Genomic DNA, 26,362 nt, shown 5'->3' with positions numbered 1-26,362 from the left:
CCGCCGGCGCGTATTGGTCAAAAACGAATAAACTTATGTGGCCGCTTGGCCCAAGGGCCGGAGCTCGCGATGGTTTCAGTTATCGTCACGGTCCTGGTGTGCAGTTGATCAAACCAGCCTTGGGCGCGCAAACCGCAAGCCAAATTGGAACCATGCATCGGCCTCGACCGGCTCGTGCACCTTGGGCACGGTCGTCGCCGTGTTTGGTTTCGCGCGATGAGGATGGCGGGACACAGCGCGCATCCGAAACTTCTTCGCCAGGCAACTGTGCACGAGCCCCCGGCCGAGAAACCTGTTTCGCCAAAAATGGCGCCGATCCGCTCGGCTCCTCGGTCGTTTTGGCATGCGCCCAAACCCTTCCACGCGCCGAAGCTGCGCCGGCCTAGTCGGCCGCCGGGATAACCCGCCAAATCTTGTTGCCCACATCATCCGCGATCAGCAATGCGCCAGTTCGGTCGATGGCAACGCCAACCGGACGGCCGAATGCCTTGTCATCGTTGCTCAGAAATCCGGTGAGCACGTCCTGCGGCGGCCCCGACGGCTTGCCGTCGGCAAACGGCACGAAGATCACCTTGTAGCCGCTTCGCGGCATGCGATTCCATGAACCATGCTGGCCGACAAAGGCGCCATTCTTCATGTGCGGGCCGAACAGGTCGGCGGTGTTGAAGGTGAGCCCAAGCGACCCGGTGTGCGCACCGAGTGCGTAGTCGGGCACGATCGCCTTGCCGACGAGGTCCGGACGCGGTGGCTCCGCCCTGACATCGATGTGTTGGCCGAAATAGCTGTAGGGCCAGCCGTAGAAGGCGCCATCCCTGACCGATGTCATGTAGTCGGGAACGAGGTCGCTGCCGATCTCGTCCCGCTCGTTGACGACCGCCCAGAGTTCCCCGCTTTCAGGGTTCCAGGAGAGGCCGTTCGGGTTGCGCAGACCCGACGCAAAGAGCCGCGTCTGCCGCGTCGCGAGGTCGATTTCGTGCACGGCGGCGCGGCCTTCTTCCTCCTCCATGCCGTTTTCGCCGACATTGGAGTTGGAGCCCACGGTGGCATAGAGCTTCGTTCCGTCCGGACTGGCAATGACGTCCTTGGTCCAATGGTGATTGCGGCCGGCTGGAAGGTCGACGATCTTCTCGGACGGAGCATGATTTCGGTGGCGCCATCGCGATAGGGGAAAGCGACGACCGCGTCGGCATTGGCGACATAGAGCTTGCCGTCGAGCAGCGTCATGCCGAAGGGCGAGAAGAGGCTGCTGAGGAGGACTGTCCTGGTCTCAGCCACGCCATCGCCGTTCTCGTCGCGTAACAACGAGATACGGTTGGCGCTCCGCACCTCGGCGCCAGCCCGGCTCTGGAACAGTTTCATGAACCAGCCACGTATGGAAAAACCTTCGTCAGGTTTTGGCGGCGCATTGCTTTCGGCGACCAGCACGTCGCCATTGGGCAGCACGTGCAGCCAGCGCGGATGGTCGAGGCCGCCAGCGAATTCGTTGACGGCGAAGCCTTGGCGGCGACCGGCATCTTGCCCTGGGGCCAAGGGGTCGCCTCGGCAACGTGGACCGTGGGTATCCAGGTCGGATTGGGTTCGGCAAGCGTCGGGTTTGGACCGTAGGTCTGCTCGATCGGAACGGTGGCCTGTTCGCGCGAGAAGAAGAACAAGCCCGCCCCCGCGATTATGACGAAGGCGACAATGACGAGTAAGACGCCCAGAATTTTTCGCATTGGATATTCCCGAGGATTGGGACAGTGACGTAACGCCATCAGGGCGTTCCGGTTGCGGCGGCACGCGACATTTGCGCGAAATAGGCGGCCAATGCGGCAATATCTTCGTCCGAGAGGTTTTTAGCAGCGTTGCGCATCAGATGGGCGAAGCGCGTGCCGCCGCGCTTTTCCTCGCGGAAAAGCTCGAGCTGGGTCGCAATGTATTTGGCGGGCTGTCCGGACAGTTCCGGATAGATGGGGTTGCGGTCCGGACGACCGTGGCAACCCAGGCATGCCGGAACGTCGCGCTCCGGGATGCCGCGTCGCGCGATCTCATCGGCACGCGCGATCCGGGCACGGTCCGGTTGCGTCGACGTTGCAGGCGCAGGCAGCGCGGAAAAATGCCGCGCGAGATCGGCGAGGAGTGCAGGGTCGACAGCGGTGACAGAAATTCCCATGACACCGCTCTGGCGGTGGCCGGTAGCGTAGGCTCTCAAACTCTCAAGAAGATAGGTTTCGCGCTGAGAGGCCAAGACGGGCGTTGCGGGGCTCCGGCCGAGCCCGTCCGTGCCGTGGCAGCGGGTACAGTCGGCGAGTGCGCGTTCGAGGCCTTGTGTTTGGCCAGTCGACGGTTCGCTACTGCCATAAGCAAGGTCGCGCCACCGCGCCTCGTCCATCGTCGGCAGTTCGCGCAGGAAGGCGACCATCGCCCAGACTTCATCGTCGCGCTGCTGCGTCGGCCAGGCCGGCATGCCGGTGAAGCGCACGCCGTGCTGGACGATGCGGAAGAGTTCGGCGTCCGTCCATTCGCCGACCTTGCCGGCAAGGTCCGGCGGCTGCGGCAGCATCGCAAGGACGGCGGGCGACCGCGGTTCGCCGGGCGCACCGTGGCAGATGGCGCAGCCGCGCGCGAAATGGCCGGCAGCCGGCTGAATAGCGTAGCGCGGCAGTTCGTCCGGCACCTTGACCGTGAGTGCGTATGTCCGCACGGCCGAGCGCATCGCGAAGTGCAGGAACCATTCGGTCACCTTCCAGTGGCCGGTCGAGGCACCAACGTTGAAGAAGCCGATCCAGGTTGCGAAAAGCACCGCGGCCGGCAAGATCGCCAAGCCTATCGCCAAGTGTTTCCAGTTCACGTGCATCAGCCAGCCAGCCTCTCGGTTTTGCCGCCTAGGAGCCTGGCAAGCAGGAAGACGCCTCCAGCGAGGTAAACGGCAGCGCCGATCATCAACATGATGATGCCGCCGAGCGCCTGGTCCTGCCCCGCCCCGAGCACGAGGCCGAAGCACGTCACTTCGCCGAGGCCATAGAGCGGTCGCGAGGCGAGCGAGAGCAGCGCGCCAAGCAACGTCATGTGGATGGAGGTCAGGAGCAACGCGAAGGCGCCGGCAGCGTCCCTAGCCGGCGCATCGGCATTGCGCGGCGCCATGCACGTCAGCCACAGGAACAGCCCGGCGGCAAGGAAGGACACCTGCTCGATCATGGTGGCGATGGTCGATGTCTCGGCCCACTGGCGCGCAGCCGGCGCATGCCAGCCCCAGACGACAATCAGTTCGACGAGAGAGGCGATAAGGGGAGCGGCGGTGGCCACGGAGCGTATCGGCCTGGCAATACCGATTGCGATCAGCGGCGCCGCGATCGCGACGACGCCCATGTGGGCAAGCATGTGGGCCGCGAACGAGCCACGCCACGCATCGAGCAGCGGTCCCACCCAGACCAGCGCGAGGGTGACGAAGCCCAGCAACAGGCTTGCCGTCCTCATGAGGAGCATCCGTCGATGAAGAGCAGCGGCAGCGCCACGTAAAGCACGGCGACGAAGCTCAGGCCGCAAAGCAGTAGCGTGGCAAACCCCTGGAAGAGGTTGCGGTCCGTCGCTGTGGGATCGTCGTGCGGCGGGTCGTTCGTGCCGAAGCCCCACTGCCTCCAGGCGAGCCACCCGGACAAGACGATCATCGCGAGTGCCGCCAGCGTCATAGCCACTATGCCAGCCTGGACGACAACGAAACCGAGGTCACCGCGCTTGGCACACCAGATTGCGGCCAGTGCGTAACAGGCGAGGAAATGTCCGGCCCAGATCACGGGCGCGGTGAAGAGCGTCCAGAGCGTTTCGACCTCTTTGGGAATGATGCGCATCACCGTCTCACATCGCTTCCGGGAAAAGACCGATGACGGCGAAGGTGATGACAGCGGTGATCGCCATAAAATGCCAGTAGAGCGCGACGTTGTGCAGTTCCATGTCGTGCTCCCGCGTCAGGCGACCGGCGAGGCTGCGCGCAAGGCAATAGAGCTGCATGACGGATCCGACCGCGGCATGAGCAAGCGCCCAGATGACGAGAATCCAGACGATCGCCGGATAGACATGCGCGGTCGGCTGCATGTCATGCTGCCAGGGTCCGGCAAAACCGGCTGCAGAGGCAGCAAGCGTCAGCAGAAACGCAGCAACAAGCGCAACGCGTGCGCCGTCGATCCACCCGCTTGCGTTCAGTCGGCGCGCACCAAGCATCGCGACCCATGCGGCGACGAAGAGAGACAGCGCGATCATCGGCCACCGCATACCGGGACCCGGCTGCCCCAGAGTGAAGTCGGGATGGATGGTCCAGTAGAAAAAATAGCCGAAGATGAGGCTGGCGAAGGCAGTTCCGTCGCCAACCATTGTAATGAACATCGCCCACCAGCCAACAGAATCCGGACCGGAGGCATAGAGCGGCAAGCGCAATCCAAGGCCGACATCCTTGGTCTTCTTTTCCGGGGTTTCGCCGGTGCCGGTCCAGAGCCACCACAGAACGGCAGAGAGCGTGCCGATGCCCGACAATAGGGCGAGGATCCAGAGTTCGAAGGTGAGCGCGACGAAGACCCCGCCGAGCAATGCGGCCGAGATTATTGTGATCGTGGTTGATGTCGCCACGCGCTGGCACTGTAGCGGATGGGCGTCGAGCACCGAGGTGATGAGCGTCTCGCGGCGATTCTCCTTGGCACTGCGAAGATAATAGGCGCCCTCATTGACCTTTTGCATCAGATCCGCCTGGTCCCAAAGCGGATACCGGCTCTCGATGATCGGAATGGATCGAACGCCCCAGTTCTCCTCGGGCTCGTTCAGCCATTCGAGCGTGCCCGCCTTCCACGGATTCTGCTCGCTGCGGGGTTCGCGATGCTTCGGCCGTACAACATCGAAGACAACCACCAGCACCCCTGCCGCGAAAACATAGGCGCCGATCGTGGAGATGAGATTCAGCCAGTCCCAACCGATCCCCTCGGGGTAGGTGAAGACGCGGCGCGGCATCCCGCGCAGGCCGCTGAGATGCATCGGAAAGAACGCGACGTTGAAGCCGGCAAACATCAGCCAGAAGGCGGTGCGCCCGAGACGGGGCGAGAGCATCCGCGCATTGATCAGCGGGTAATAATAGTAAACGCCGGCGACCAGCGGGAACAGCATTCCACCGATCAGCACGTAATGCAGATGTGCGACGATAAAATAGGTATCGTGCGCCTGCCAGTCGAACGGAACGAGCGCGACCATCACGCCGGTCAGCCCGCCGATGACGAAGATAGCGAGCCCGCCGGCGCCGAACAGCATCGGCACCGAGAAGATGACACGTCCGGCCAGCATGGTGGCGATGAAGACGAAGATCTGCACGCCGGTTGGAATCGCGACCGCTTCCGAGGCGGCCGAGAAGAATGCCAGCGAGATCTGCGGCAGGCCGGTCGCGAACATGTGATGGACCCAGAGGCCGAACGATAGGAAGCCGGTGCCGACAGCGGCAAGCACGATCCAGGAATAGCCGACGATCGGACGTTGCGAAAAGGTTGGCACGATCATCGCCATCAGCGCGATGGCGGGCAAGAAGATGATGTAGACCTCGGGGTGCCCGAAGATCCAGAACAGGTGTTGCCACAGCAGTGGGTCGCCGCCCCGCGTCGGGTCGAAGAACGGCCAGTCGAACATGCGCTGCATCTCAAACAGGATGTCGCCGGCGATCAGCGGCGGAAAAGCGAATAGTATCATGCCCGCGACGATCAGCAGGTACCAGGCGAACAGTGGCATTAGGTTGATGCGCATGCCCGGCGCACGGCACTTCATGATGCCGACGATCAGTTCGACCGCCGCAGCAATGGAGGCGACTTCGATAAAGGAGAGGCCCAGCAGCCAGATGTCGGCACCAATGCCGGAATATGCCTTGTCAGTGGCAAGAGGCGGATACATGAACCAGCCTGAAGAGGGAGCGGCGTCGAAGAAGATCGAACCGCAAACGAAGACACCCCCGATCAGAAAGCTCCAGAAGCCGAAGGCGCCGAGACGGGGAAATGGCAGTTCACGCGCACCGAGCATTGGCGGCAGCAGAAAGATCGCGACGGCCTCGAAGATAGGCACGGCAAACAGGAACATCATCACGGTGCCATGCAGCGTAAAGGCCTGGTTATAGAAGTCGGCAGAGAGGAAATTGTTTCCCGGAACCGCGAGTTGCGTGCGCACAAGAAGCGCCAGAACGCCGCCAAACAGCATGAAGGCAAAGGCCGCACCCCCGTACCAGAGGCCAACCTGCGTATTGTTGACCGAAGTCCAGTAACGCCAGCCGATCGGCGTCTTCCAGACGAGGCGCAGCTGTTCTTCCTCGATCTTCTCTGCGGAGGGTAAGGCGTTTCGTTTGATGCGGGCTTTGAGGGTTGTCATTCGAGCCCCTTCAGCCAGGCGGCGATTTCGGCGATGTCCTGTTGGGGCAGCATGTTGAAATCGGGCATCTTCGAACCCGGCTTGATCAAATGCGGATGGGCGATGAAGCTACGAACGGCCTCATCGTCGGTGGGCAATACGCCGGCACCAATCGTTACCCGCGAACCCATATGCGAGAGATCCGGGCCGACACCACCCTCAGCTTGTGTGCCCGCAACGCGGTGGCACGCGCCGCAGCCGTTGCGAAGGAATATGTCGCGTCCGGGCAAGGATGCGCCGGGCGAAGGGTTCGCCCGCACAGCCAGCCATTCCCGGAAGGCAGCGGGCTGCATGGCGACGGCCGTGAAGGTCATCAGCGCGTGCGAGGTCCCGCAATATTCTGCGCAAGGGCCGCGGTAGGTGCCAGGTTTGGTCGCCAGCAACGAGAGCCGATTCACGCGACCCGGGATCATGTCCATCTTGCCACCGAGCGCGGGAATCCAGAAGGAATGGATGACGTCGGTGCTTTTCAGCAAGAACTCGACGCGCTCGCCAACCGGCAGCCTGATCTCGTTGGCGGAAAGAATAGGAACTCCGCCGTCAGCCGGGTGGTAGGCGACCCGCCACCAGAATTGCTCACCGGTCACTTCGATCCTGAGACCATCGGCTTCGACGGCTCGTGCGAAAGGTCTCAGTCCAGGCATCAACCAAAGCGCATAGCCTAGCAAGAGAAAGAGGAGTAGCGAAGGAATGGCTGCCCCGCCCCAGAAAATCAGCCGACTTGCAATATGCTCGTCTATGGGAGTGCGCTCATGACGTATCGCGTGGACCAGAAGACCGATGACCGTCAGCCAGATAAGACCGCCAGCAATGGCCATGAGCCAGAAAAGGTCAGCGATCTGGCGCGCTTCCTCTCCGGCCGGATCAAGCGCCGACTGGGCTCCCGAGCAGCTGGAACAGGTTCCCAAGCATAACCACAGCGCGAGCCAGCGCACCGCAGCGAGTTTCGTAATCCGGGCGCTTGTGCTTGGAACTGTTGACGAATCTATCCCTCCAATCGATGCCCTTGCTCACAAACGCGCCCGCAACCGAGTGGTTGCGCCAAAACTTCAGTTTAACGGCAATGGCCAGTGCTCATGCAATCTGTGCGCCGGTTTCGTCATTTGTCGCGCCGGTAGGCTTCGATACCGGCGATCCTTTGTACGTCTCAGCAGACAGCCACCTGTTTTAAGGTTCACCAACTATCGGGACCAATCGAGCGATTTCTTGCACTTTGCGGCGTTCGACGGCGTGCCCAAGCCGTCTCGAAAAGTACCGTCTCCGCTCCAACCTGCGAGCAGGCGACCGAGCATTGGTGTTGGTGAAGGGCGCGCACCGAAGAGTTGTCGCCGAGCCGCCCGTCGATCTCGAACATCTCGATCAGGAACCCGCGCCTCCGGCGCGGTTGCAACGCCGGTCCTGTAAATGTCCGCAACGCCAGGGGGGCGGCTCAGCCATCGTCCCTGGCGACCAGTAGAAAAGGTTCGCGCTCCGGCGTCGTCACCGAAAAGCCCGAAGGGCCCACCGCGCTGAAAAAGCGATGGAACATGTCGATGAAGACACGCACGAAGAGTGGCTTTGCCGAACCGTACATGTCGGCGACGATCAGCGTCGGTGGCGGCAGTTCATCGAGGATTGGTCTTCGAACGATTTCCTCGCCATCGGCGGTGGCGCGACCGATCGGCCGCATGTTTAGGACGGCCATGCCGAAGCCGGATGCAACGGCCGAGCGCACCGTTTCGTAGGAGCGCGTGCGAAAGCGCACCTCCGGCCGTTTCGCCAGCACGTCGAACAGGGTCAGGAGATAGGTCGCCGTGTGCGGCAGGTCGAGCAGCACCAGCGGCCGTGCCGCCAGTTCCGCCAGCCAGATGCCGTCGCGCGCGGCAAGGGGATCGTCCGCATTGAGCACGGCATGCGCCGGTACCTTGCAGATGCGGGTGACGCTGTCGATACCGATTGGACCGATGTCGTAGAGAATGGCCAGATCGATCTGGCCGGCGACAAGCCGTTCCTGCAATTGGACCTGGTCTGCCTCGACAAGGTCGATCTCGACATCGCCGACGCTGTCGAGGTAGCTGCGCAGCATCTCCGGCATGAACAGCGCGCCGAACGGCTCGAAGCAGCCGATGCGCAGGACCTTCGGCACGCGCCCGTTGAGGTCTCCGATCGACCGGTTGAACTCCGTCTCCGCCGCCAGCATGATGCGGGCGGCGGAGACGAAGCGTTGGCCGGCCGGCGTGATGGAGACGCCGCGCGCCGGCCGCCTGTCGAAAATGCGCGCCCCCATCCCGGCCTCGGCCAGAGTGATCGCCGCGAGGATGGAGGATTGCGAGATGTAGAGCGATCTGGAGGCCGCCAGCACGCTGCCAAGGCGGGCGACTTCGCAGACATAGCGCAACTGCCGAATGGTCAGATTCATGGCTCTTTGTTACATTAAATAGCGAATATTCCCCACAACAATACATTTTATGGTGATGAAAAAACCCGCCAGATTGCCTGGGCTGACAAGGCTGCCGGAAGAGCGGCCATGAAGTGAGGGGTTCGAACTGCATGCCGAATGGGCTGTCTCCCATTGCCGACGCCGATGATCTGTGCCGCCTGGCTGCTGCGGAGCTTAGCGCCGCCTACCGCGCTGGATCGCTGTCGCCCGTCGAGGTGACGCTGGCGGCGCTGGATCGCGCCGAAGCGATCAATCCGCTTTTCAACGCCTTCACCATGATCGACCGCAAGGGTGCGATCGAGGCCGCAGGTGCTTCCGAGAAACGCTGGCGGGCAGGCCAGCCGCTGTCGGCGGCCGACGGCATACCGACGACGCTGAAGGACATCGTCTGGGTCGAGGGCTGGAGCGTGCGTTACGGCAGCAGGACGACGACTTCCGCCGCCTATGACAAGGATGCCCCCGCCGTTGCCCTGCTGCGCAGAGCCGGCGCCGTCTTCATCGGACAGACGACGACGCCCGAATTCGGCTGGAAGGCGATTACCGACAGCGGCCTCTGCGGCATCACGCGCAATCCCTGGAATGCGCAAAAGACCCCCGGCGGTTCCTCCGGCGGAGCGGCGGTGGCCGCCGCCACCGGCGCCGGCGTCTTCCATCTCGGTACCGATGGCGGCGGCTCGATCCGCATTCCGGCCTCGTTCACCGGCATCGCCGGGTTGAAGCCGACCTTCGGCCGCGTGCCCGCCTATCCGTCCAGCGCGTTCGGAACCGTCGCCCATATCGGACCGATGGCGCGGACAGCACTCGATCTTTCCGTCATGGCCGGCGCCATGTCCGGCCGCGATATCAGCGACTGGCAGCAAGGCGTGGGAACGCTGGCGCCGCTTGGCCGGATCGAAGAAGTTTTGCGGGGCGCTCGGATCGGCTACTGGTCGAAGCCGCCTTCAGGAGCGCTGGATTCCGGGATCGCCGCCGTCGTCTCCCACGCCTTGACGTGTTTCGACGCCTTCGGCGCGACGGTCGAGCCGATTGATCTTCCCGGTGGCGATCTCCTCGACCTGTTCCAGCATCACTGGTTCACCGGCGCCGCGGCGCGGCTGGCGCTGGTTCCGCCGAGCGAACGGGCGGGCATCGATCCGGGCTTCCTGGAGGTCGCGCAGGCTGGGGCGGCGTTCGACGTCCATACGCTCGTCGCCGCACAGTTGGAGCGCGCCGAATTCGGCGCCGCCATGGACCGGCTGCTAGACGACTATGATTTCATCGTTTCGCCGGGGACGTCGATTCCAGCCTTCGACGTTGGCCTTGAAGTGCCTCTGGGCAGCGGCCTCTCGCGATGGATCGAATGGGCGGCGTTCAGCTACCCGATCAATCTCAGCCAGCAACCCGCCTGCGTCATCCCTTGCGGCATGACCGAGGTGGGCCTGCCCGTCGGCTTCCAGATCATCGGCGCGCGCGGCGACGATGCCCGCGTGCTTTCGGCGGCAGCCGACCTGGAAGCCGCTTTCGTGCCCATGACCCACGCGTTTCGCCAGAAAGATCTGGTGTGAAAGATTTCGCATGAAGAAAAGACTCTAACCAACGCCAAAAAGGGGAACTTTGCCATGATGAACAGACGTGCAATGCTGCAGGGCGTGGTCGGCGCGGGTGCGGCCGGTGCCGCGCTTCTTGCCGATATGAACACTGCGGCGATCGCCCAGGACACCAAGCCCATTCCGGTCGGCTCGGCCCTGCCGATGTCCGGCATCGCCGCCGCCGACGGCATCGAGTTCAAGAACGGTCTCGAACTTGCCGCCGAGGAGATCAATGCGGCGGGCGGCATTCTCGGCCGGCCTGTCGAGATCCACATCGAAGACACCAAGGAAATGGGCGCCGACCTCGTCAGCCAGTCGATGCAGCGCCTGATCGACCGCTTCGAGGCGCCGGTCATCATCAATGGCTACAATCTCGGCACCAACATGATCGAGATGGACGTCGCCGCCGACAACGACGTCATCATGATGCACTACAACACGCTGATTTCGCACAATGAGAAGTTCAAGACCGACCCTGCCCGCTATTACAGCTCCTTCCAGGGCGATCCGCCGGAGTTCTGGTATGGACCGGGCTGCCTGAACTTCCTCAAGACGCTTGCCGCGGACGGCAAATGGAAGGCGCCCAACAAGAAGATCGCCATCATCCCGTCTGCCAACGAATATTCGATCGTCATCGCCAACGCGATCCGCGACAAGGCCGCCGGATACGGCTTCGAGGTTAGTCTGTTCGAGACCGTTCCGTTCCCGACCAACCAATGGGGACCGACGCTGGCGAAACTCCGCCAGGACCCGCCGGCGGCGATCCTGGTCACGCACTTCCTGCCGCAGGACCTGGCGCAGTTCATGGTCCAGTTCCTCGCCGAGCCGATCAACAGCCTGATCTACATGCAGTACGGACCATCGCTGCCGGCTTTCCGCGAGATCGGCGGCGAGGCGGTCAACGGCGTCGTCTATTCGACGGTGATCGGCTGCCTGCCGGACGATTTCTCCAAGCCGTTCCGCGAGAGCTACCGGGCCAAATTCGGTCCGAACTCGGCCTACATCACGGGATCGCAGACCTATGACGGCCTGTGGATGTGGGCGCTTGCCGCGGCAATCGCCGGTGGTCCAGGCGAACCGATGGACAAGGCGCAGACCACCAAGGTGGCCAATGCGATGAAGCGCCTGGTCTATCGCGGGGTCAACGGCACCTACCGGGCCGATCCGGCCGGCCAATCGGCCTTCTGCTATCCTACGCAGGTGGCCGATCCGTCGCTTGGCATGCCGCACCAGTTCCTGCAGCATCAGGATTACAAAACCGATCCGAAGCTGATCGCGCCGGTGCTCTATGCCACGGACAGCTTCATCCTGCCGCCATGGATCAAGTGACCGGACGCGGAAATGAAACCAACGACACCGGCCGGGCCGTTTGCCCGACCGGCTCCATTGGGTGAGAAATATGACTGAGGCCGCCGGTCCGATGCTGGTTTGTGACAGTGTGGTCAAACGGTTCGGCTCGCTGGCCGCCGTCGACGGCGTGTCGATGGTGGTCAATGCGGGCGAGATCGTTGGCATTGGTGGGCCAAACGGCGCCGGCAAGACAACTTTCTTCGACGTGGTGACCGGGATCACGCCGGCCAGTGGCGGCCGGGTGCATTTCGGCGACACCGACATTTCGGCGCTTCCGGCCGACCGCATCTGCCAACTCGGCATCGCCCGCACCTTCCAGCTCAATGCCGCCTTCGACAGCTTGACCGTTCGCGAAAACATCGAGATCGCCGCGTATTTCGGCCGGCAGCGGCGAAGGCTGGCCGGCTTCCGCCTCGGCGAGGATGTCCGGCAGGCAACGATCGAAGCGCTGGACTTCGTCGGGCTTGCGGCCAAGGCCGACGAGACCGTGGCGCGGCTGCCGGTGCTCGACCGCAAGCTGCTGATGATTGCCGGCGCCATCGCCACCCGGCCGAAAATGCTCTTCCTCGACGAGCCGGTGGGCGGGCTCAACGTCGCCGAGATCGACCAGATCATGGCGATGGTGCTGAAACTGCGCGACCAGGGACTGACCATCGTCCTGATCGAGCACGTCATGCGCTTTCTCCTGGCGCTCTCCAGCCGCGTGATCATCATGCACCATGGCAAGGTGATATTCGAAGGCCGGCCGGACAAGGTCGCCGAGGACCAGACCGTTGTCGAAACCTATCTCGGCCAGGGCACGCAGAAACGGCTGAAGAAATTCTTCGATGAGCAAGCTGCCGCGACGAATCAGGCGGTGGGGGGAACGCCATGACGGGCGCAGCCGCAAAACCACCTGTCCTGCAACTCGACGGCATCGTCTGCGGCTATGACGGACTCGACGTGCTCAAGGGCATTTCGCTGACCGTTCATGCCGGTGAATTCGTCACCGTCGTCGGCCCGAACGGCCATGGCAAGTCGACATTGCTCAAGACCATTTCCGGCCTGGTGCCGCTGCGCGGCGGTCAGATCAGCATCGACGGCCGGCGCCTGTCCGGCAAGCCGCATGAGACGGCGATGCTGGGCGTCGCCCACGTGCCGCAGGGCGATATGCTGTTCGCGCAGATGAGCGTGCTCGAAAACCTTTTAATGGGCGGCTATCTCGCGCCGGACAAGGCCGAGATCGCGCGTCGGCTGGACGAGGTCTACGCGCTTCTGCCGAAGCTTGCCGACCGTCGCAACCAAATCGCCTCGAGCCTGTCGGGCGGCGAACGGCGCATGGTCGGCATAGGCCGCGGCCTGATGATGGGCGGGCGCATCCTTTTGATCGACGAGCCGTCGCTTGGCCTCGCGCCACTGATCATCGATCAGGTCTACGACGTCATTTCGCAACTGAGCAAGGCTGGGCGCACGATCCTGCTGGTGGAGGAGAACCCGGCCCGGGTCGAGGACCTCGCCGACCGCCTGCATCTGCTCGACGACGGCGCCATCGTCTGGTCAGGCAAGCCCGCCGAACTGATGGCGCGCGACGAACTCCTCGCAACCTATCTCGGAGGCTGACGCCATGACCGACATTCTCATGGCCATTCTCGTCGCCGGCTTCACCTCGGGCGCGCTCTATGCGCTGGCGACGGTCGGGCTGTCGCTGGTCTGGGGTTCGATGGGCATGCTCAACATGGCCCACGCGGCGATGCTGACGCTTGGCGGCTACGTCGCCTTCACGGTGATCACCTCGCTCGGCCTGCCGGTCGCAATCGGTTTCGCCGGTGCCATCGTCGCGGGTGCTTTGGCCGGCGCCATCCTCTATTTCGCGATCGTTCGCAATCTCCTGCAGAACGACAAATCGACATTCGAAGCCAACGTCATGATCGCCACGGTCGGCATCGGCATCGCCCTCGAGAATGCCATCCTCCTGACCTATGGCGGGCAGCCGCTGAAGCAGCCGGTCTCGATCGCCGGTGCCTTACGCCTGGGGCCGCTGACGCTGCCCTGGCAGAACCTTCTGATCATCGCTGTGGTGGTCGTGATGATGGTGGTCGTCTCGGCGGCGCTCGGCCGCACGCGGATGGGCCGTGCGATCCGGGCGACGGCGCAGAACCGCGACGCGGCGCAACTCATGGGCGTCGCCGTCAACCGCGTCTACCTGCAGGTGCTGATGCTGTCGGGCGCGCTCGCCGGCATCTGCGGCGTCATGGTCTCGTCGATGACGCAATTGTCGCCGCCACTCGGCAACGACCCGATGCTGAAGGCCTTCATCATGTGCGTGGTCGCCGGTCTCGGCAATCTGCCGGGCGCCATCGCAGCAGCACTTGGGCTGGCGTTGCTCGAATCCTTCGTCCAGTACGCCTTGGGCGCCAGGTGGGGCTTTCCATCGCTGCTGTTCGTCGTCATTGGCGTGCTGATCTGGCGGCCGTCCGGCCTTTTCGGCCACGCCGAAATCCGGCGCATGTGAGGGCATCATGACAGAGACACGTCCCATGTCCCGTTCCTCCATGTCCCGCTCGGCCAGGACTGATCTTGCCATCAGCCTGATGCTGATCGCGGCTGCGATCGCGCTGCCGTTCCTGGTCGACAGCCGCTACATCCTTGGCCAGATCGTGCTGGCGCTGTTCTATGCGACGATCGCCTCGCAGTGGAACCTCCTGTTCGGCTTCTCGGGCATCTTCTCGCTGGCGCAAATGGCGATCTTTGCCTTCGGCGGCTATGCGACGGCGATGCTCTGCTTCTATTTCGGCTGGAACGTCTGGGCAGCACTTGTGCCTGGCGCGCTGGGTGCCGTGCTGTTCTCGCTGGTCGTCGGCCTCGCCTGCCTTCGCCTGACCGGCGTCTATGTGGCGCTGCTGACGCTGGCGATCGCCCAGACAATGTATCTGCTGATCGTCACCGACACCGAATGTTTCGTCATGGTGGGCTCCGTCTGCCGCCAGTTCACCGGCGGCGCCGTCGGCTTTGCCCGCTTCGGCGACCTCGGCACCAGGGCCTTGCTCCGAGCGCAGTGGCTGGTCGGCAATTACGCCATCATCGCGGTGCTGTTCGCTCTCACCATGGTCTTCACCTACGCGATCGTCAAAAGCCCGATCGGCCTTGCCTTCCGGGCGCTGAAGGACAATCCGGGCTATGCGGTGGCCCGCGGCGTCAACCGCTTCCAGGCGCAGCTTCTGGTGTTCGGCATCTCCGCCTTCTTCACCGGGCTGGCCGGCGGTTTCTATGCCGCGCATTTCCAGGCGATCGGCCCCGGTGTGCTGTCGATGTCGCAACTTATGTTCATCATTGCCATCGTCGTGGTCGGCGGCGTCGGCACGTTCTGGGGACCGCTGGTCGGGACGGTGGTGCTGGTGCTGGCTGACGAATTAATGCGCGAGAGCGGCGAGTTCCGCACGCTCGGGCTCGGCCTGATCATCGCCCTGTCGGTGGTGTTGATGCCCAAGGGCCTGGTCGGCCGTTTTGGCGATGTCATCGACTGGCTCGGGCGCCGTCGCGCCAGCCCCGACAGCAAGCCAGCAGCAAGCACCATTGTGCAAAGCCCGACCCCGGCCGGAAAGTGAGAGACTGACGATGTTCGATACGATCATAGTGGGCGCCGGCTCGGCCGGCTGCGTGCTGGCAAACCGGCTCAGCGCCGATCCTGCCCGCAAGGTGCTGCTGCTGGAGGCCGGGCGCGAGGCGCCGCTCGCCTCGGACGTGCCGTCGGACTGGCCGACCATGTTCAACACGGAAGTCGACTGGGGCTACTACACCGAGCCGCAGGCCGGCTGCCGCGGCAGGCGGGTGTTCTGGCCGCGCGGCAAGATGATCGGCGGCTCCGGCGCGCTGAACGCCATGATCTATATTCGCGGGCTGCCGTCCGACTATGATGGCTGGGCGGCGATGGGCTGCCCCGGCTGGGCGTGGGCTGACGTGCTGCCGGTGTTCAAGGCCAGTGAAAGCAATGCCGAACTCGGCAACGACCCGCTGCACGGCGCCGACGGGCCGCTGCATATCGGCAATGTCGGACATGTCGATCCCAACGAGCTTGCCTGGATCGAGGCCTGCAAGGCCGCAGGCTACAAGCAGAACCGCGATTTCAACGGCGTCGAGCAGGAAGGCGTCGGCCTGTTCCAGTTCACCATCAAGAATGGCGAACGCTGGGGCACCGGCAAGGCCTATCTGCGCCCGGCGCGGGAACGACCTAACCTGACCGTGAAAACCGGTGTGCTGGCGACGGGCCTGATCGTCGAGAAGGGCCGGGTCAAGGGCATCCGCTATCTCGTCAATGGCGAACCTGAGACCGCTTTCGCCGACAGCGAGGTGGTGCTGTCCTCGGGCTCGATCGGCAGTTGCCAGCTGATGCTGCTTTCGGGCATCGGGCCGGCCGACGAACTCGCCCAGGTCGGCGTTGCTCCCGTGCACGACCTGCCGGGCGTGGGCAAGGATCTGCAGGACCACATCAACATTCCGATCACCTTCTATACCAAGGACAAGATCGGCGTCGGCGCCTGGACCGACGAGACGCTGCAGCGCGACTTCGCCGAATGGCAGACATCGCGCAGCGGCCCGCGTTCCTCACCCTGGGTTGCGGCGGGCGGCTTCGTCAAGAGCCGGCCCGATATCGAGCCGGACCTGCAGCTTTACGGCGCCATCAGCCCGCATCGAGACTATGTTCGGTTCCTTTCGTCCAGACCCGGCATCACGCTGCACACCACGCTGCAGCGGCCAGACAGCCGCGGCGAGATTCGCCTGCGCTCGGCCAATCCGATCGAATATCCGGCGATCGACCCACGTTACTTCATCAGCGACGAGGATGGCTCGGACATCGCCACGCTGGTCGAAGGCATCCGCATCAGCCGGCGCATCGCGGCGCAGTCGCCGCTTGCCGAAATGCTCGCCGGCGAAATCACGCCGAGCGCCGAATGCGAGAGCGACGCCGAGATCGCCGACTATATACGCGGCCACTGCACGACGCTCTATCACCCGACCAGCACCTGCCGCATGGGCTCAGATGCGATGGCCGTCGTCGATCCGACGTCGATGAAGGTTCATGGGCTGGACGGGCTTTGCATCGCCGACGCCTCGGTCTTTCCGAGAATGGTGTCGGGCAACACCAACGCGCCGACGATCATGATCGCCGAACGAGCCGCGTCAATAATCCTGGCGGGCTAGGAGCAAAACATGACGACAGGCTGGAATTTCCACGAACTCTATCTCTGGCACGAGACCGGCAATGCCGCGCAGTTCTTTCAGCCGAGCCTGACCATCGAGCCGGGCGAGCATGCGGAGAATGCCGACACGAAACGCCGATTCCGCAATCTGATGGAGGTTTCGGGCCTGACCGAGAAACTGTCCAAGATCGCCTCCATCGCGGTGAGCGAGGATGACCTCGCCCTGTTTCACGACCGCGACTACATCAGCCGCATCAAGCTGCTTAGTGATGGGCGCGGCGGCGATGCGAGCTATCTCACCCCCTTCGGCCATGGCAGCTACGAGATCGCCTGTCTGGCCGCCGGCGGCACGGCAGCGGTGATGGATGCGGTGTTGAGCGGCGATGTCGACAATGGCTATGCGCTGGTACGACCGCCCGGCCATCATGCCGAGCGCGGGCAAGGCATGGGCTTTTGCCTGTTCGGCAACGTTCCGGTCGCTATCCTGAAGAACCGGGCCAAACATGGCTTCGAGCGGGTCGCCTGCGTCGACTGGGATGTTCATCACGGCAACGGCACCCAGTCGGCCTTCTATTCGGACCCGTCGGTACTGACCATTTCGATCCATCAGGACGGGCTTTATCCACATGACAGCGGTCTTCACAAGGAACGCGGCGAGGGCAAGGGCGAAGGCTACAACATCAATGTACCGCTGCCAGCCGGCTGCGGCCACGGCGTTTACATGTCCGTCTTCGAACGCGTCGTGCTGCCGGCGCTCAATCGCTACAAGCCTGATCTTATCGTCGTGCCGTCGGGCTTCGACGCCTCGGCGGCCGATCCGCTGGGGCGCATGATGCTGCATAGCGGCAGCTACCGCGACATGACGCGGATGCTGATGCAGGCGGCGGACGACCTCTGCGGCGGGCGCCTGATGATGTCGCACGAAGGCGGCTATTCCGCCTCCTACGTTCCCTACTGTGGCCTGGCGGTGATGGAGCAGTTGTCCGGCATCAGGACGCATATCGACGACCCGTTCCTGCCGGTCTTCGAAAGCTATGCCGGCCAACCCTTGCAGCCACATCAGGCGGCCGCTGTTTCCAGGGCGGAGGAACTTTTGGGCGGCATCGCCTAGAATTCTGATTGCGGTCAGCCGATGAGGCGATCTCAAGACACACCGGCGGCCAATCTCGCAAATGCGGGCATGCGCTGACGGTAGGCTAATGCATGTCGCCCAAAAGTTCCGGTTTGGGACAACGACATGCACGAAAACAAAGACTTAAAGCGCGTCGTTTTTTGCGAGAAACTACGCCGGAGCACTCCAGACTACGCTAACCCCTACTCCCACTCGATTGTTCAAACAGCCTATAACTAATTGAAATTACACTAGAATGTTCTATTGCCCCATAAGAGACCGACACCAGAGCCGTCAAAAATTACACCTTGGTTCTAAAGGGAAATCGCCGCAAGAATTTTTCGAGGGTTCACCAACTATCGGGGACCAATTGGGCGATTTTTGTACCTCAAGACGTTCGACCGCCTGCCCAAGCCGTTTAAAAAAAGTACCGTCACCGCTCCAATAAGGCATTGGCATGGGTCATAACGATCGACAAGCAACCGGTGTCGCACACACCCTGCTGCGGGCGGTGTGGCGCGACCGCGCTGGCATCCACTCGATTATTGCTAAAATTCCGGCTAGCTTGGCGACAGATGGCTCAATTTCTGGTCGGTGAATCACAATCAGACCGCCCGTCAAGAGAATAATGGGCAGCACCTTTGGTCTAAGGCGAGTGCAATGGCGCACGAATGAGCTCTACAACAATGCGCCGTGCGACGCCCAGCGACCTTGTCCTTTCGTATACCGATCAAGCAATTGGCTATATGGGCAAGATAGGGGAAATCGTTTTTAGCAGTCCGGATTGGAATCAAGAGGGATGACTTCTGCCGATTTTTTTGACATCGTTTTCCTCCTCGATCCATCCCACAATACAACAGGAAGTCTCTGCTCACTCCTCGCGGCGATATTCGCCAACCCACCTAGTTCCGGACTGGCGATCAGAAAGCATATCTGAACGGCATTCCATAGAAGCGATATAAATTGAAATTGCGGCCATGTGTTTCACACCCGGGATGGTTTCGAAGCCGGGGGGCTCACGGTCTCAAGGCGAGAATTTTAAGAGACGTTCAAGAATGACCCAGCACGCAGAAAACGCTCGAATTCTCATGTACAGCCACGACACGTTCGGGCTCGGCCACTTGCAGCGCTGCCGGACTATTGCGCATTCGCTGGTCGAGGATTTCCGCGGGCTTCAGGTGCTTATCATTTCGGGTGCGACTATCGCCGGCGCCTTCGACTACCGCGCCCGTGTCGACTTCGTGAAGATCCCCAGCGTCATCAAGTTGCGCAACGGCGAATACACCTCGTTGGAAAAGGACATCGATCTGCATGAGACGCTAAGGATGCGTCAGTCGATCATCCGCCACACAGCCGAGACCTTCCGGCCGGATATCTTCATCGTCGACAAGGAACCGCTCGGCCTGCGCGGTGAGATTGAGGACACGCTGTCCTACCTCAAGACGCGGGGCACCACGCTGGTGCTTGGCCTGCGCGAGGTGATGGATGCACCGCATCTGCTCGAAGCAGAGTGGGCGCGCAGGGATGTGATGCGCAAGATAGGCCTGTTCTACGACAAGGTCTGGGCCTATGGCCCGCCGGATTTCTACGACCCATTGACCGGCTTGGATGTGCCGCCGGCTGTCAGGGCAAAAATGAGATTCGTCGGTTTCCTGCAACGGAGCTTGCAGCGGAACCAGTTGCCCGGCCACCGGCCAGAGGGCGACTATATCCTGGTTACCACCGGTGGCGGCGGCGACGGGGCCGAATTGATTCACGACGTCATCGACGCTTATCAGCAGGATCCGAAATTGCAGCACAAGGCGCTGATCGTGCTTGGGCCTTACATGCCGGCTCGCAAGCGCAACAAGTTGCTGAAGAAGGGGGCCACGATCCCCTACATCAAGATTATCGAGTTCGACAACCGCATGGAAGACCTGATTGCCGGCGCCAAGGCGGTAGTGGCGATGGGCGGTTACAATACTTATTGCGAGATACTATCTTTCGACAAGCCGGCGCTCATCGTGCCGCGCATCGAACCCCGCCAGGAACAACTGATCCGCGCGCGGCGCGCGGCCGAACTGGGCCTCATCGAAATGCTTTTGCCGGAGGAAGCCAAGGACTCCCAGCGGTTTGCCGATGCACTGGTGGCGCTGCCGAATCGGCCTCGTCCATCCCAGAGTAATCCACATCTGACCCTGGAAGGGCTCCCTCATATTTCCGAAATCGTCGCGGAACTGCTCAACCGGCAGGCTGGCCCTCACCTTTCGGTTATTGAAGGCATGAACTGAGTTGCAACATCGCAAGATCGTCGTGGTTCTGAAGGGTTATCCGCGGCTGTCGGAAACCTTCATCGCGCAGGAACTGCTCGGACTGGAGCGTGCGGGGTTCGATCTGATACTCGTTGCGCTCAGGCGGCCGACCGACGCAAAACGCCACCCCGTGCATGACGAGATCAAAGCGCCCGTCCATTATCTGCCGGAATATCTGCATGAAGAGCCGCTGCGCGTGGTTCGCTCGCTTTCTGCTTGTTTGCTGCGGCCGGGCTTCTGGCGTGCACTGGGATCGCTGGCCGTCGATATACCGCGCGACTTTACGCGCAATCGCGCGCGCCGTTTCGGGCAAGCGCTCGTGCTAGCGGCCGAATGGCCCGAAGACGCGGTATGGCTGCATGCGCATTTCGCGCACACGCCGGCATCGGTGACGCGCTATGCCAGCCAGCTTCTTGGTCTGCCCTGGAGTTGCTCGGCCCATGCCAAGGACATTTGGACTTCGGCGGATTGGGATCTGGCCAGCAAGCTTTCCTCGGCACGCTGGACGGTAACTTGCACGAAAACCGGCTTCGACCGTCTGAAAAAACTCGCCGACGTCAACTCGTCCGTGCATTTGAGCTATCATGGGCTCGACCTTGATCGCTTCGGCATTTTCGGCGAAGCACGAAAACAGCATGACGGCTCGGCGCCGGACGAACCGGTTATCGTTCTGAGTGTCGGGCGCGCCGTTGCAAAGAAAGGTTACGACATCTTGCTGGAGGCCCTTGCTCTCTTGCCCGGTGATTTAGCGTGGCGTTTCGAGCATATTGGCGGCGGCGAGGAATTGGAACGGCTCAAGGCGTTGGCGCAAAAACTCGGACTGGATGGTCGCATCTCTTGGAAAGGCGCGCTCGCGCAGGAAGAGGTGCTTGAGCACTACCGCCGCGCCGATATCTTCGCCCTGGCCTGCAGGATCACCGTAAATGGTGACCGCGATGGTCTGCCGAATGTTCTGGTGGAGGCGGCCAGCCAGCGGCTTGCCTGCGTGTCGACCGATATTTCCGGCGTGCCGGAGCTTTTATCGCCGAATGAAACCGGGCTACTGGTTCCGACGGAAAACCCAATTGCCCTGGCACAGGCGCTGGAGCGACTGATCCGTGATCCCGTGCTGCGTGCCCGCCTCGGCGACACCGCGGAGGCGCGCGTGCGCGGCAATTTCGATCACATGGCAAGCATTGGACAGCTCAAGGAGCTGTTCGAACGGGAGTGGCGGGCCGCCGAATGAAGCGGCTGCGCGCTTTCTTCTATGTCCAGCACCTGCTCGGCATCGGCCATCTCGCGCGCTCCAGCCGCGTCGCGGCGGCTCTGGTCGATGACGGGTTTGACGTAACCATCGTCACTGGCGGAGCGCCGGTCGCGGGGTTTCCGGGATTGGGGGCAATATCTGTAACCCTGCCATCTGTCACCTCCGGTGATGAAGGATTTTCCGGTCTTGTCGACCTGCAGGGCAAGCCCATCGACGATGATTTCAAGAAACGGCGTTCAGAGATGCTGCTGCAGGCATTCCGGGATTGCAGGCCTGATATCGTCATTGTCGAGGCGTTTCCATTTGGGCGCCGGCAGATGCGTTTCGAACTCTTGCCGCTGATCGAGGCCATCGACGCGGCGTCGCCCAGACCGCTTCTGGTAACGTCCGTCCGTGATATCCTTCAGGAGCGCGTCAAGCCGGGCCGAAACGAGGAAACGGTCGATCTCGTTAACAGGCATTTTGACCTTGTCATGGTCCATGGCGATCCGGCTTTCGCAACCCTAGACAAGACATTTCCACTGGCGGGAGCGATCAGGGCCGAGGTTGCGTACACGGGGCTCGTTGCCGCGCCACCAGCGCCCGCGGCCTCCGAGCGTTTCGACGTTGTGGTGTCGGTTGGCGGCGGGGCCGCCGGAAAGAGCCTTGTCCGGTCCACCATCGCATCAGCGCGGAATGCCGACAACGCCTGGAAATGGTGTCTGATCACCGGCCCAAACCTGCCGAAGGACGAGTTTGACGCGATTACACGCGATGCCACGCCGGGCCTGTCCATCTTTCGGTTTCGCGAGGATTTCGCCAGCTTGCTGACCGGCGCCCGCCTGTCGGTCTCGCAGGCGGGTTACAACACTGTCTGCGATGTCCTGCGCGCGCGCTGTCGCTCGCTGCTCGTTCCCTTTGCAGCCGGCGGGGAAACGGAACAGACGGTTCGAGCCCTGATGCTCGAAGAGCTCGGTCTTGCAACCGTGCGGATGGAAAAGGACCTGACGCCTGAGTGTCTGGCGCAAGCGATCGAACAGGCGCTTGCGGGACCGACGCCAGCCGCGCATCGTCTCGATCTGGAAGGCGCCCGTCGCTCGGCGCAAATCCTGCGCGAGCGGCATCGAACCTGGTCCTCGAAATCCTAGCGCAGGTCATATCTCGGTTGGATTCGCGCAACGCGCTTCAAACAGTTCCAATCAGCATGAAGCGGGTATATTTTTTTGTCGGCAGTTCGCCGGAGAACCTGATCTCCCGTAGCGCCACCATTGCTTCGAAGGCTGCAAGCGAAGCCACGCAGTTGATGTGCGTCGGCTCGCTGAAGTAATCGTTCGATTGCAGTAGCACCTTCGTGCCCCGCGGAAGCAGGGCAAGCCAGGCACCCAGGTCGGCTATGTGTTCGCAGCTCGTATTGACCACCAGGTCGGGCCGACCGGCCGCATAGTCGAGTGCGTACATATCTTCCGTCAGCGCCCGGAAGCGGTCGCCGGCTTCCCGGTTGAGGGTCCGGGCGACCGGCCCGACTTCAGGATCGATGTCGATGCTGTCGATCGCCGCAATGTCGAAACGGGCGTCGTTGAAAAGCATTGCCGGCAATACGCCGTACCATCCGCCCAGAACCCATATGCGCCCGAACCGGCCGCCGTCGTTTTCGAACAGCTTGTCGAGCGCCCACATTTTGCAGGCGACCTGCTTGTGGTTGAAGGCGTTGGCGATATCGGCCGTCGGATGCTTGGCGATGACCCGCGCCAGCCCGGCGACAAGAGGGTGGTCGACATAGGCGGCAATTCCCCGGGCGAGGTCCAAGGCTTGTTCGTGCCCGTCAATGCCGGCATTGCGTGCTTGCGTGACATCCATCATATTCGTCTTCTATGTTGGGATTTCGGGCTACACAACGCAATATTGCCTCACCCAAGGCTGTTCGACTTGCGGATAAGACTATGCCACCAGCCGTTTCGCCGTTGCACGGTCACGAAGGGGGCCGGTTGCGTCTGTCCGGACCAGCGGCGTCCATCCGCGAAGACATTGCCGATACATCGTTTGCCAGCAGGTGCTTTCACCGCCTGCTTCCTCCAAACTGACAGCCGCATATGGAACCCAGCCTAGCCCGCTATATCTGGACGCACACCCGGAAGCAGCAGATCTGGATATTGATGATCGTCCTGCTTTCGATGATCCCATATTTCATGTCCTTCGACCTGCCGAAGCTGATCGTCAACGGCCCGATCCAGGGGAAGGGGTTCGAGCAACCCGGCGCGACCCTGCCCTTCATGAAATTGCACTATAACCTGCCGTTCATTGGCGAGGTCCAGTTCTTCTCCGGTTTTCAGCTGGACCGCAAGGAGACGCTGCTTGCCCTGAGCCTTGTGTTCCTCTTGCTGGTCGTCATCAACGGCCTGTTCAAACTATACATCAACACCTACAAGGGCCGCCTCGGCGAACGCATGCTGCGGCGTATTCGCTTCGATCTGATCGATCGTGTGCTGCGGTTTCCGCCGATTTACTTCAAGCGGGTGAAATCCGCCGAAGTGGCGACCATGGTGAAGGATGAGGTGGAGCCGCTGGGCGGCTTTATCGGCGATGCCTTCCTGCAGCCGGTGCTGCTCGGCGGCCAGGCGCTAACGGCCATGCTGTTCATCATGGTCCAGAACGTCTGGCTCGGAATGATAGCGATGGTGATCGTGATCATCCAGATCGTACTCATCCCGCGGATGCGGCGGCGGCTGCTCGTGCTTGGGCGCCAACGGCAGTTGACGGCGCGCGCGCTTTCCGGCCGGGTTGGCGAAATCGTCGACGGTATCGGCGCGGTTCACGTCCACGACACGTCGAACTACGAGCGCGCCGACATAGCTGCTAGGCTAGGGCTCATCTTCAAGATCCGCTTCGATCTTTACCAATGGAAATTCATGGTAAAGTTCCTCAACAATTTTCTCGCACAGCTCACGCCCTTTCTGTTCTACATGATCGGCGGGTATCTGGTCATAGGGGGCCGGCTGGACGTCGGTCAGCTCGTGGCGGTGATCGGAGCCTACAAGGACCTGCCCGGACCGATGAAGGAACTGATCGACTGGGATCAGGATCGGCAGGATGTCCAGGTCAAATATCAGCAGGTCGTTGAACAGTTCACCGTCGAGGATATCATTGCGCCGGGAATCGCGGCACTGGCGATCGACGATCCCGGTCCGATGACAAACCCGCTGTCGGCGGTCGGTCTGTCCATGGCAGACGATGGCGGTGCAATGCTCCTCAACCGTGTCTCCATGCAGGTCAAGCCGGCTGAGACGGTAGCGCTGGTCAGCACCCCGACAGGCGGAGCAGAGGCGCTAGCAGAAGCCTTCGCGCGTCTGAACTGGCCAGAGAGTGGAAAGGTCGCTTCGGGCGCCGATGACCTGCTTGAACTCCCCGAAGCCGTGACCGGCCGGCGCATGTCCTACGCCTCGTCGGATGTTTTCCTGTTCCAAGCAAGCCTGCGCGATAACTTGCTCTACGGGTTGAAGCATGCACCGCTGACATCGGTGACTTATGACGGCACCGCGGCAGACCAGCAGCGCTGGAACATGGACGAGGCGCGCCGGTCGGGCAATCCGGATTTCGACGTCCACAGCGACTGGATCGACTATGCTTCCGCCGGTGCTACCGGCCCGCACGACCTCTTTGAAGCGGTGCGCCGGGTGCTCGACGCGGTTCTTCTGTCGCGCGACATTCTGGATCTTGGCTTGCGCTCTTCGGCCGACCTCACGCGTCACACGAAGCTCGCCGGGCGGATCGTCGAACTGCGTGCAGCGCTGCGAACCCGGCTCGAACAGGAAGGGCTGCGCGAACTGGTGGTTCCTTTCGAGCCGGGCGCTTACAACACGGAAGCGACGATCGGCCAGAACCTGCTTTTCGGCGCCGCCGCCGGCCCCGAACTGGCCGACAAGGCTCTGGCGGCCAATCCCTACTTTGCTTCCGTGCTGAAGCAGGCCGGCCTCGACAGCACGCTCTACGAGATGGGCATGGAGATCGCCGAACAGGCGATCGAGCTGTTTGCCGACCTGCCGCCAGATCACCAGTTCTTCCAGCAGCTCGCCTTCATGAGCGCCGAGGAGATCCCCGCCTACGAGACCTTGCTGCAGCGGCTCAAGAACCGCCCCTACGAGGCGGTTTCGGAGGCCGACCGCGCCATGATCATCACCTTGAGCTTTGCCTATATCGAGCCCCGGCACCGCTTCGGCCTGCTGACCGACGAGTTGATGAGCAAGATCGTCGCCGCACGCAACCGGTTCTATGAAAACCTGCCGCCCGAGCTGCACAACGCGATCGAACGGTATGATCCTGCCAAATACATTGCCGCGGCCACCGTCATGGACAATGTCCTATTCGGCCGTGTGGGAAACAACCATCCCGACGCGCCGGACCGCATACGCTCCATCGTCTATGACATTCTTGACGAGCTGGGGCTTTATGCCGAGCTTCTGGATGTCGGCCTGGACTTCAACGTCGGCGCCGGTGGAAGGCGGCTGACCAGCGGACAGCGACAGAAGCTCGATGTTGCCCGGGCTCTGCTCAAGCGTCCCGATTTTCTCATTCTCAACCGGCCGCTGTCGGCGCTCGACCAGCGCGTTCAGGACAAGGTGCTGCGAAACGTGCTCGAGGAAGCCAGACGCGATGGCCATTCGCCGGCAATTGTGTGGGTCGTGACGAGTCCGGCAATGGCGATGATGTTCGATCGCGTTATCGTCTTTGACTCGGGGCAATTGGTGGAAGACGGTACACACGAGACACTTTTGGCAGAGAACGGTATCTTCAAGGAACTTCTGTCATAGTCTGGCAGACGCGA

Annotated in this window: 19 protein-coding genes and 1 pseudogene; 12 read left to right on the top strand and 8 right to left on the bottom strand. The window is 62.2% G+C overall.

Annotated features, from left to right (window positions below; all coding sequences use genetic code 11):
* Positions 1-382: 382 nt before the first annotated feature.
* The 7 genes and pseudogenes from EOB80_RS05290 to EOB80_RS05260 all read right to left on the bottom strand — a co-directional run bounded on the left by EOB80_RS05290 (position 383) and on the right by EOB80_RS05260 (position 8,800).
* A pseudogene (locus EOB80_RS05290) lies at positions 383-1,715 on the bottom strand (sorbosone dehydrogenase family protein).
* 38 nt (positions 1,716-1,753) lie between these two features.
* Positions 1,754-2,803, bottom strand: coding sequence for a c-type cytochrome (locus tag EOB80_RS05285; protein WP_245466250.1), 1,050 nt, complete (start codon positions 2,801-2,803; stop codon positions 1,754-1,756).
* A gap of 32 nt (positions 2,804-2,835) precedes the next feature.
* Entirely contained in the window at positions 2,836-3,456 is a 621-nt protein-coding gene (locus EOB80_RS05280) for a cytochrome c oxidase assembly protein (protein WP_245466249.1), read from the bottom strand.
* Entirely contained in the window at positions 3,453-3,827 is a 375-nt protein-coding gene (locus tag EOB80_RS05275) for a hypothetical protein (protein WP_127326899.1), read from the bottom strand. The genes EOB80_RS05280 and EOB80_RS05275 overlap by 4 nt, the downstream gene beginning before the upstream one ends.
* 7 nt (positions 3,828-3,834) lie before the next feature.
* On the bottom strand, positions 3,835-6,363 hold the full coding sequence (gene ctaD, locus EOB80_RS05270) for a cytochrome c oxidase subunit I (RefSeq protein ID WP_127326898.1): 2,529 nt from the start codon (positions 6,361-6,363) through the stop codon (positions 3,835-3,837).
* A complete protein-coding gene (gene coxB / locus EOB80_RS05265; protein ID WP_245466248.1) occupies positions 6,360-7,337 on the bottom strand; it encodes a cytochrome c oxidase subunit II in 978 nt (325 codons plus the stop codon). Before coxB ends, ctaD begins: the two co-directional genes overlap by 4 nt.
* A 494-nt stretch (positions 7,338-7,831) precedes the next feature.
* Complete coding sequence (locus EOB80_RS05260; RefSeq protein WP_127326896.1) at positions 7,832-8,800, bottom strand: LysR family transcriptional regulator; 969 nt, start codon at positions 8,798-8,800, stop codon at positions 7,832-7,834.
* Between the two features lie 131 nt (positions 8,801-8,931).
* Here EOB80_RS05260 and EOB80_RS05255 point away from each other — a divergent pair, with 131 nt between their 5' ends.
* The 11 genes from EOB80_RS05255 (at position 8,932) to EOB80_RS05205 (ending at position 22,691) form a co-directional block, all read left to right on the top strand.
* Positions 8,932-10,365 carry an amidase gene (locus EOB80_RS05255; RefSeq protein ID WP_127326895.1) on the top strand — a complete coding sequence of 478 codons (1,434 nt, stop codon included), beginning with the start codon at positions 8,932-8,934 and terminating at the stop codon, positions 10,363-10,365.
* A gap of 54 nt (positions 10,366-10,419) precedes the next feature.
* Positions 10,420-11,718, top strand: a complete 1,299-nt coding sequence (locus EOB80_RS05250; RefSeq protein WP_127326894.1) for an ABC transporter substrate-binding protein — start codon at positions 10,420-10,422, stop codon at positions 11,716-11,718.
* 70 nt (positions 11,719-11,788) lie between these two features.
* On the top strand, positions 11,789-12,613 hold the full coding sequence (locus tag EOB80_RS05245) for an ABC transporter ATP-binding protein (RefSeq protein ID WP_127326893.1): 825 nt from the start codon (positions 11,789-11,791) through the stop codon (positions 12,611-12,613).
* Entirely contained in the window at positions 12,610-13,338 is a 729-nt protein-coding gene (locus tag EOB80_RS05240; RefSeq protein ID WP_127326892.1) for an ABC transporter ATP-binding protein, read from the top strand. The genes EOB80_RS05245 and EOB80_RS05240 overlap by 4 nt, the downstream gene beginning before the upstream one ends.
* A gap of 4 nt (positions 13,339-13,342) precedes the next feature.
* A complete protein-coding gene (locus tag EOB80_RS05235) occupies positions 13,343-14,230 on the top strand; it encodes a branched-chain amino acid ABC transporter permease (RefSeq protein WP_127326891.1) in 888 nt (295 codons plus the stop codon).
* Positions 14,231-14,255: 25 nt separating this feature from the next.
* Positions 14,256-15,323 carry a branched-chain amino acid ABC transporter permease gene (locus EOB80_RS05230; RefSeq protein WP_245466247.1) on the top strand — a complete coding sequence of 356 codons (1,068 nt, stop codon included), beginning with the start codon at positions 14,256-14,258 and terminating at the stop codon, positions 15,321-15,323.
* A gap of 10 nt (positions 15,324-15,333) precedes the next feature.
* Positions 15,334-16,917: a GMC family oxidoreductase N-terminal domain-containing protein gene (locus EOB80_RS05225; RefSeq protein WP_127326889.1), complete on the top strand. Its 1,584-nt coding sequence runs from the start codon at positions 15,334-15,336 to the stop codon at positions 16,915-16,917.
* A gap of 9 nt (positions 16,918-16,926) precedes the next feature.
* Complete coding sequence (locus tag EOB80_RS05220) at positions 16,927-18,027, top strand: class II histone deacetylase (protein ID WP_127326888.1); 1,101 nt, start codon at positions 16,927-16,929, stop codon at positions 18,025-18,027.
* A 1,055-nt stretch (positions 18,028-19,082) separates the two neighbouring features.
* The gene (locus tag EOB80_RS05215; RefSeq protein ID WP_127321995.1) at positions 19,083-20,297 is read left to right on the top strand and encodes a glycosyltransferase family protein; all 1,215 of its coding nucleotides are present in this window, start codon (positions 19,083-19,085) and stop codon (positions 20,295-20,297) included.
* A 1-nt stretch (position 20,298) separates the two neighbouring features.
* On the top strand, positions 20,299-21,543 hold the full coding sequence (locus EOB80_RS05210; RefSeq protein WP_127326887.1) for a glycosyltransferase: 1,245 nt from the start codon (positions 20,299-20,301) through the stop codon (positions 21,541-21,543).
* The gene (locus EOB80_RS05205) at positions 21,540-22,691 is read left to right on the top strand and encodes a glycosyltransferase family protein (protein WP_127326886.1); all 1,152 of its coding nucleotides are present in this window, start codon (positions 21,540-21,542) and stop codon (positions 22,689-22,691) included. Before EOB80_RS05210 ends, EOB80_RS05205 begins: the two co-directional genes overlap by 4 nt.
* 37 nt (positions 22,692-22,728) lie before the next feature.
* On the opposite strand, the gene EOB80_RS05200 is transcribed toward EOB80_RS05205, so the two are convergent.
* Positions 22,729-23,403, bottom strand: coding sequence for a class I SAM-dependent methyltransferase (locus tag EOB80_RS05200; protein WP_164762521.1), 675 nt, complete (start codon positions 23,401-23,403; stop codon positions 22,729-22,731).
* 230 nt (positions 23,404-23,633) lie between these two features.
* Between EOB80_RS05200 and EOB80_RS05195 the strand changes: the two genes are divergently transcribed.
* Positions 23,634-26,348 (top strand): ABC transporter ATP-binding protein, encoded by a 2,715-nt coding sequence (locus EOB80_RS05195; RefSeq protein ID WP_127326884.1) that lies wholly within the window; start codon positions 23,634-23,636, stop codon positions 26,346-26,348.
* The last annotated feature ends 14 nt before the right edge of the window (positions 26,349-26,362 follow it).

The sequence above is a fragment of the Mesorhizobium sp. M7A.F.Ca.MR.245.00.0.0 genome, assembly GCF_003997415.1.
Classification (GTDB): Bacteria; Pseudomonadota; Alphaproteobacteria; order Rhizobiales; family Rhizobiaceae; genus Mesorhizobium.
Note: the sequence above shows the minus strand (reverse complement) of the source record. Positions and strands in the feature narration are given on the sequence as shown.

What these genes read in the sequence shown, in the direction of transcription:
- EOB80_RS05280 (WP_245466249.1), bottom strand. Translation starts at nt 3,456, where the DNA reads ATGAGGACGGCAAGCCTGTTGCTGGGCTTCGTCACCCTCGCGCTGGTC.
- EOB80_RS05275 (WP_127326899.1), bottom strand. Translation starts at nt 3,827, where the DNA reads ATGCGCATCATTCCCAAAGAGGTCGAAACGCTCTGGACGCTCTTCACC.
- ctaD (WP_127326898.1), bottom strand. Translation starts at nt 6,363, where the DNA reads ATGACAACCCTCAAAGCCCGCATCAAACGAAACGCCTTACCCTCCGCA.
- EOB80_RS05260 (WP_127326896.1), bottom strand. Translation starts at nt 8,800, where the DNA reads ATGAATCTGACCATTCGGCAGTTGCGCTATGTCTGCGAAGTCGCCCGC.
- EOB80_RS05255 (WP_127326895.1), top strand. Translation starts at nt 8,932, where the DNA reads ATGCCGAATGGGCTGTCTCCCATTGCCGACGCCGATGATCTGTGCCGC.
- EOB80_RS05250 (WP_127326894.1), top strand. Translation starts at nt 10,420, where the DNA reads ATGATGAACAGACGTGCAATGCTGCAGGGCGTGGTCGGCGCGGGTGCG.
- EOB80_RS05245 (WP_127326893.1), top strand. Translation starts at nt 11,789, where the DNA reads ATGACTGAGGCCGCCGGTCCGATGCTGGTTTGTGACAGTGTGGTCAAA.
- EOB80_RS05240 (WP_127326892.1), top strand. Translation starts at nt 12,610, where the DNA reads ATGACGGGCGCAGCCGCAAAACCACCTGTCCTGCAACTCGACGGCATC.
- EOB80_RS05235 (WP_127326891.1), top strand. Translation starts at nt 13,343, where the DNA reads ATGACCGACATTCTCATGGCCATTCTCGTCGCCGGCTTCACCTCGGGC.
- EOB80_RS05230 (WP_245466247.1), top strand. Translation starts at nt 14,256, where the DNA reads ATGTCCCGTTCCTCCATGTCCCGCTCGGCCAGGACTGATCTTGCCATC.
- EOB80_RS05225 (WP_127326889.1), top strand. Translation starts at nt 15,334, where the DNA reads ATGTTCGATACGATCATAGTGGGCGCCGGCTCGGCCGGCTGCGTGCTG.
- EOB80_RS05220 (WP_127326888.1), top strand. Translation starts at nt 16,927, where the DNA reads ATGACGACAGGCTGGAATTTCCACGAACTCTATCTCTGGCACGAGACC.
- EOB80_RS05215 (WP_127321995.1), top strand. Translation starts at nt 19,083, where the DNA reads ATGACCCAGCACGCAGAAAACGCTCGAATTCTCATGTACAGCCACGAC.
- EOB80_RS05205 (WP_127326886.1), top strand. Translation starts at nt 21,540, where the DNA reads ATGAAGCGGCTGCGCGCTTTCTTCTATGTCCAGCACCTGCTCGGCATC.
- EOB80_RS05200 (WP_164762521.1), bottom strand. Translation starts at nt 23,403, where the DNA reads ATGATGGATGTCACGCAAGCACGCAATGCCGGCATTGACGGGCACGAA.
- EOB80_RS05195 (WP_127326884.1), top strand. Translation starts at nt 23,634, where the DNA reads ATGGAACCCAGCCTAGCCCGCTATATCTGGACGCACACCCGGAAGCAG.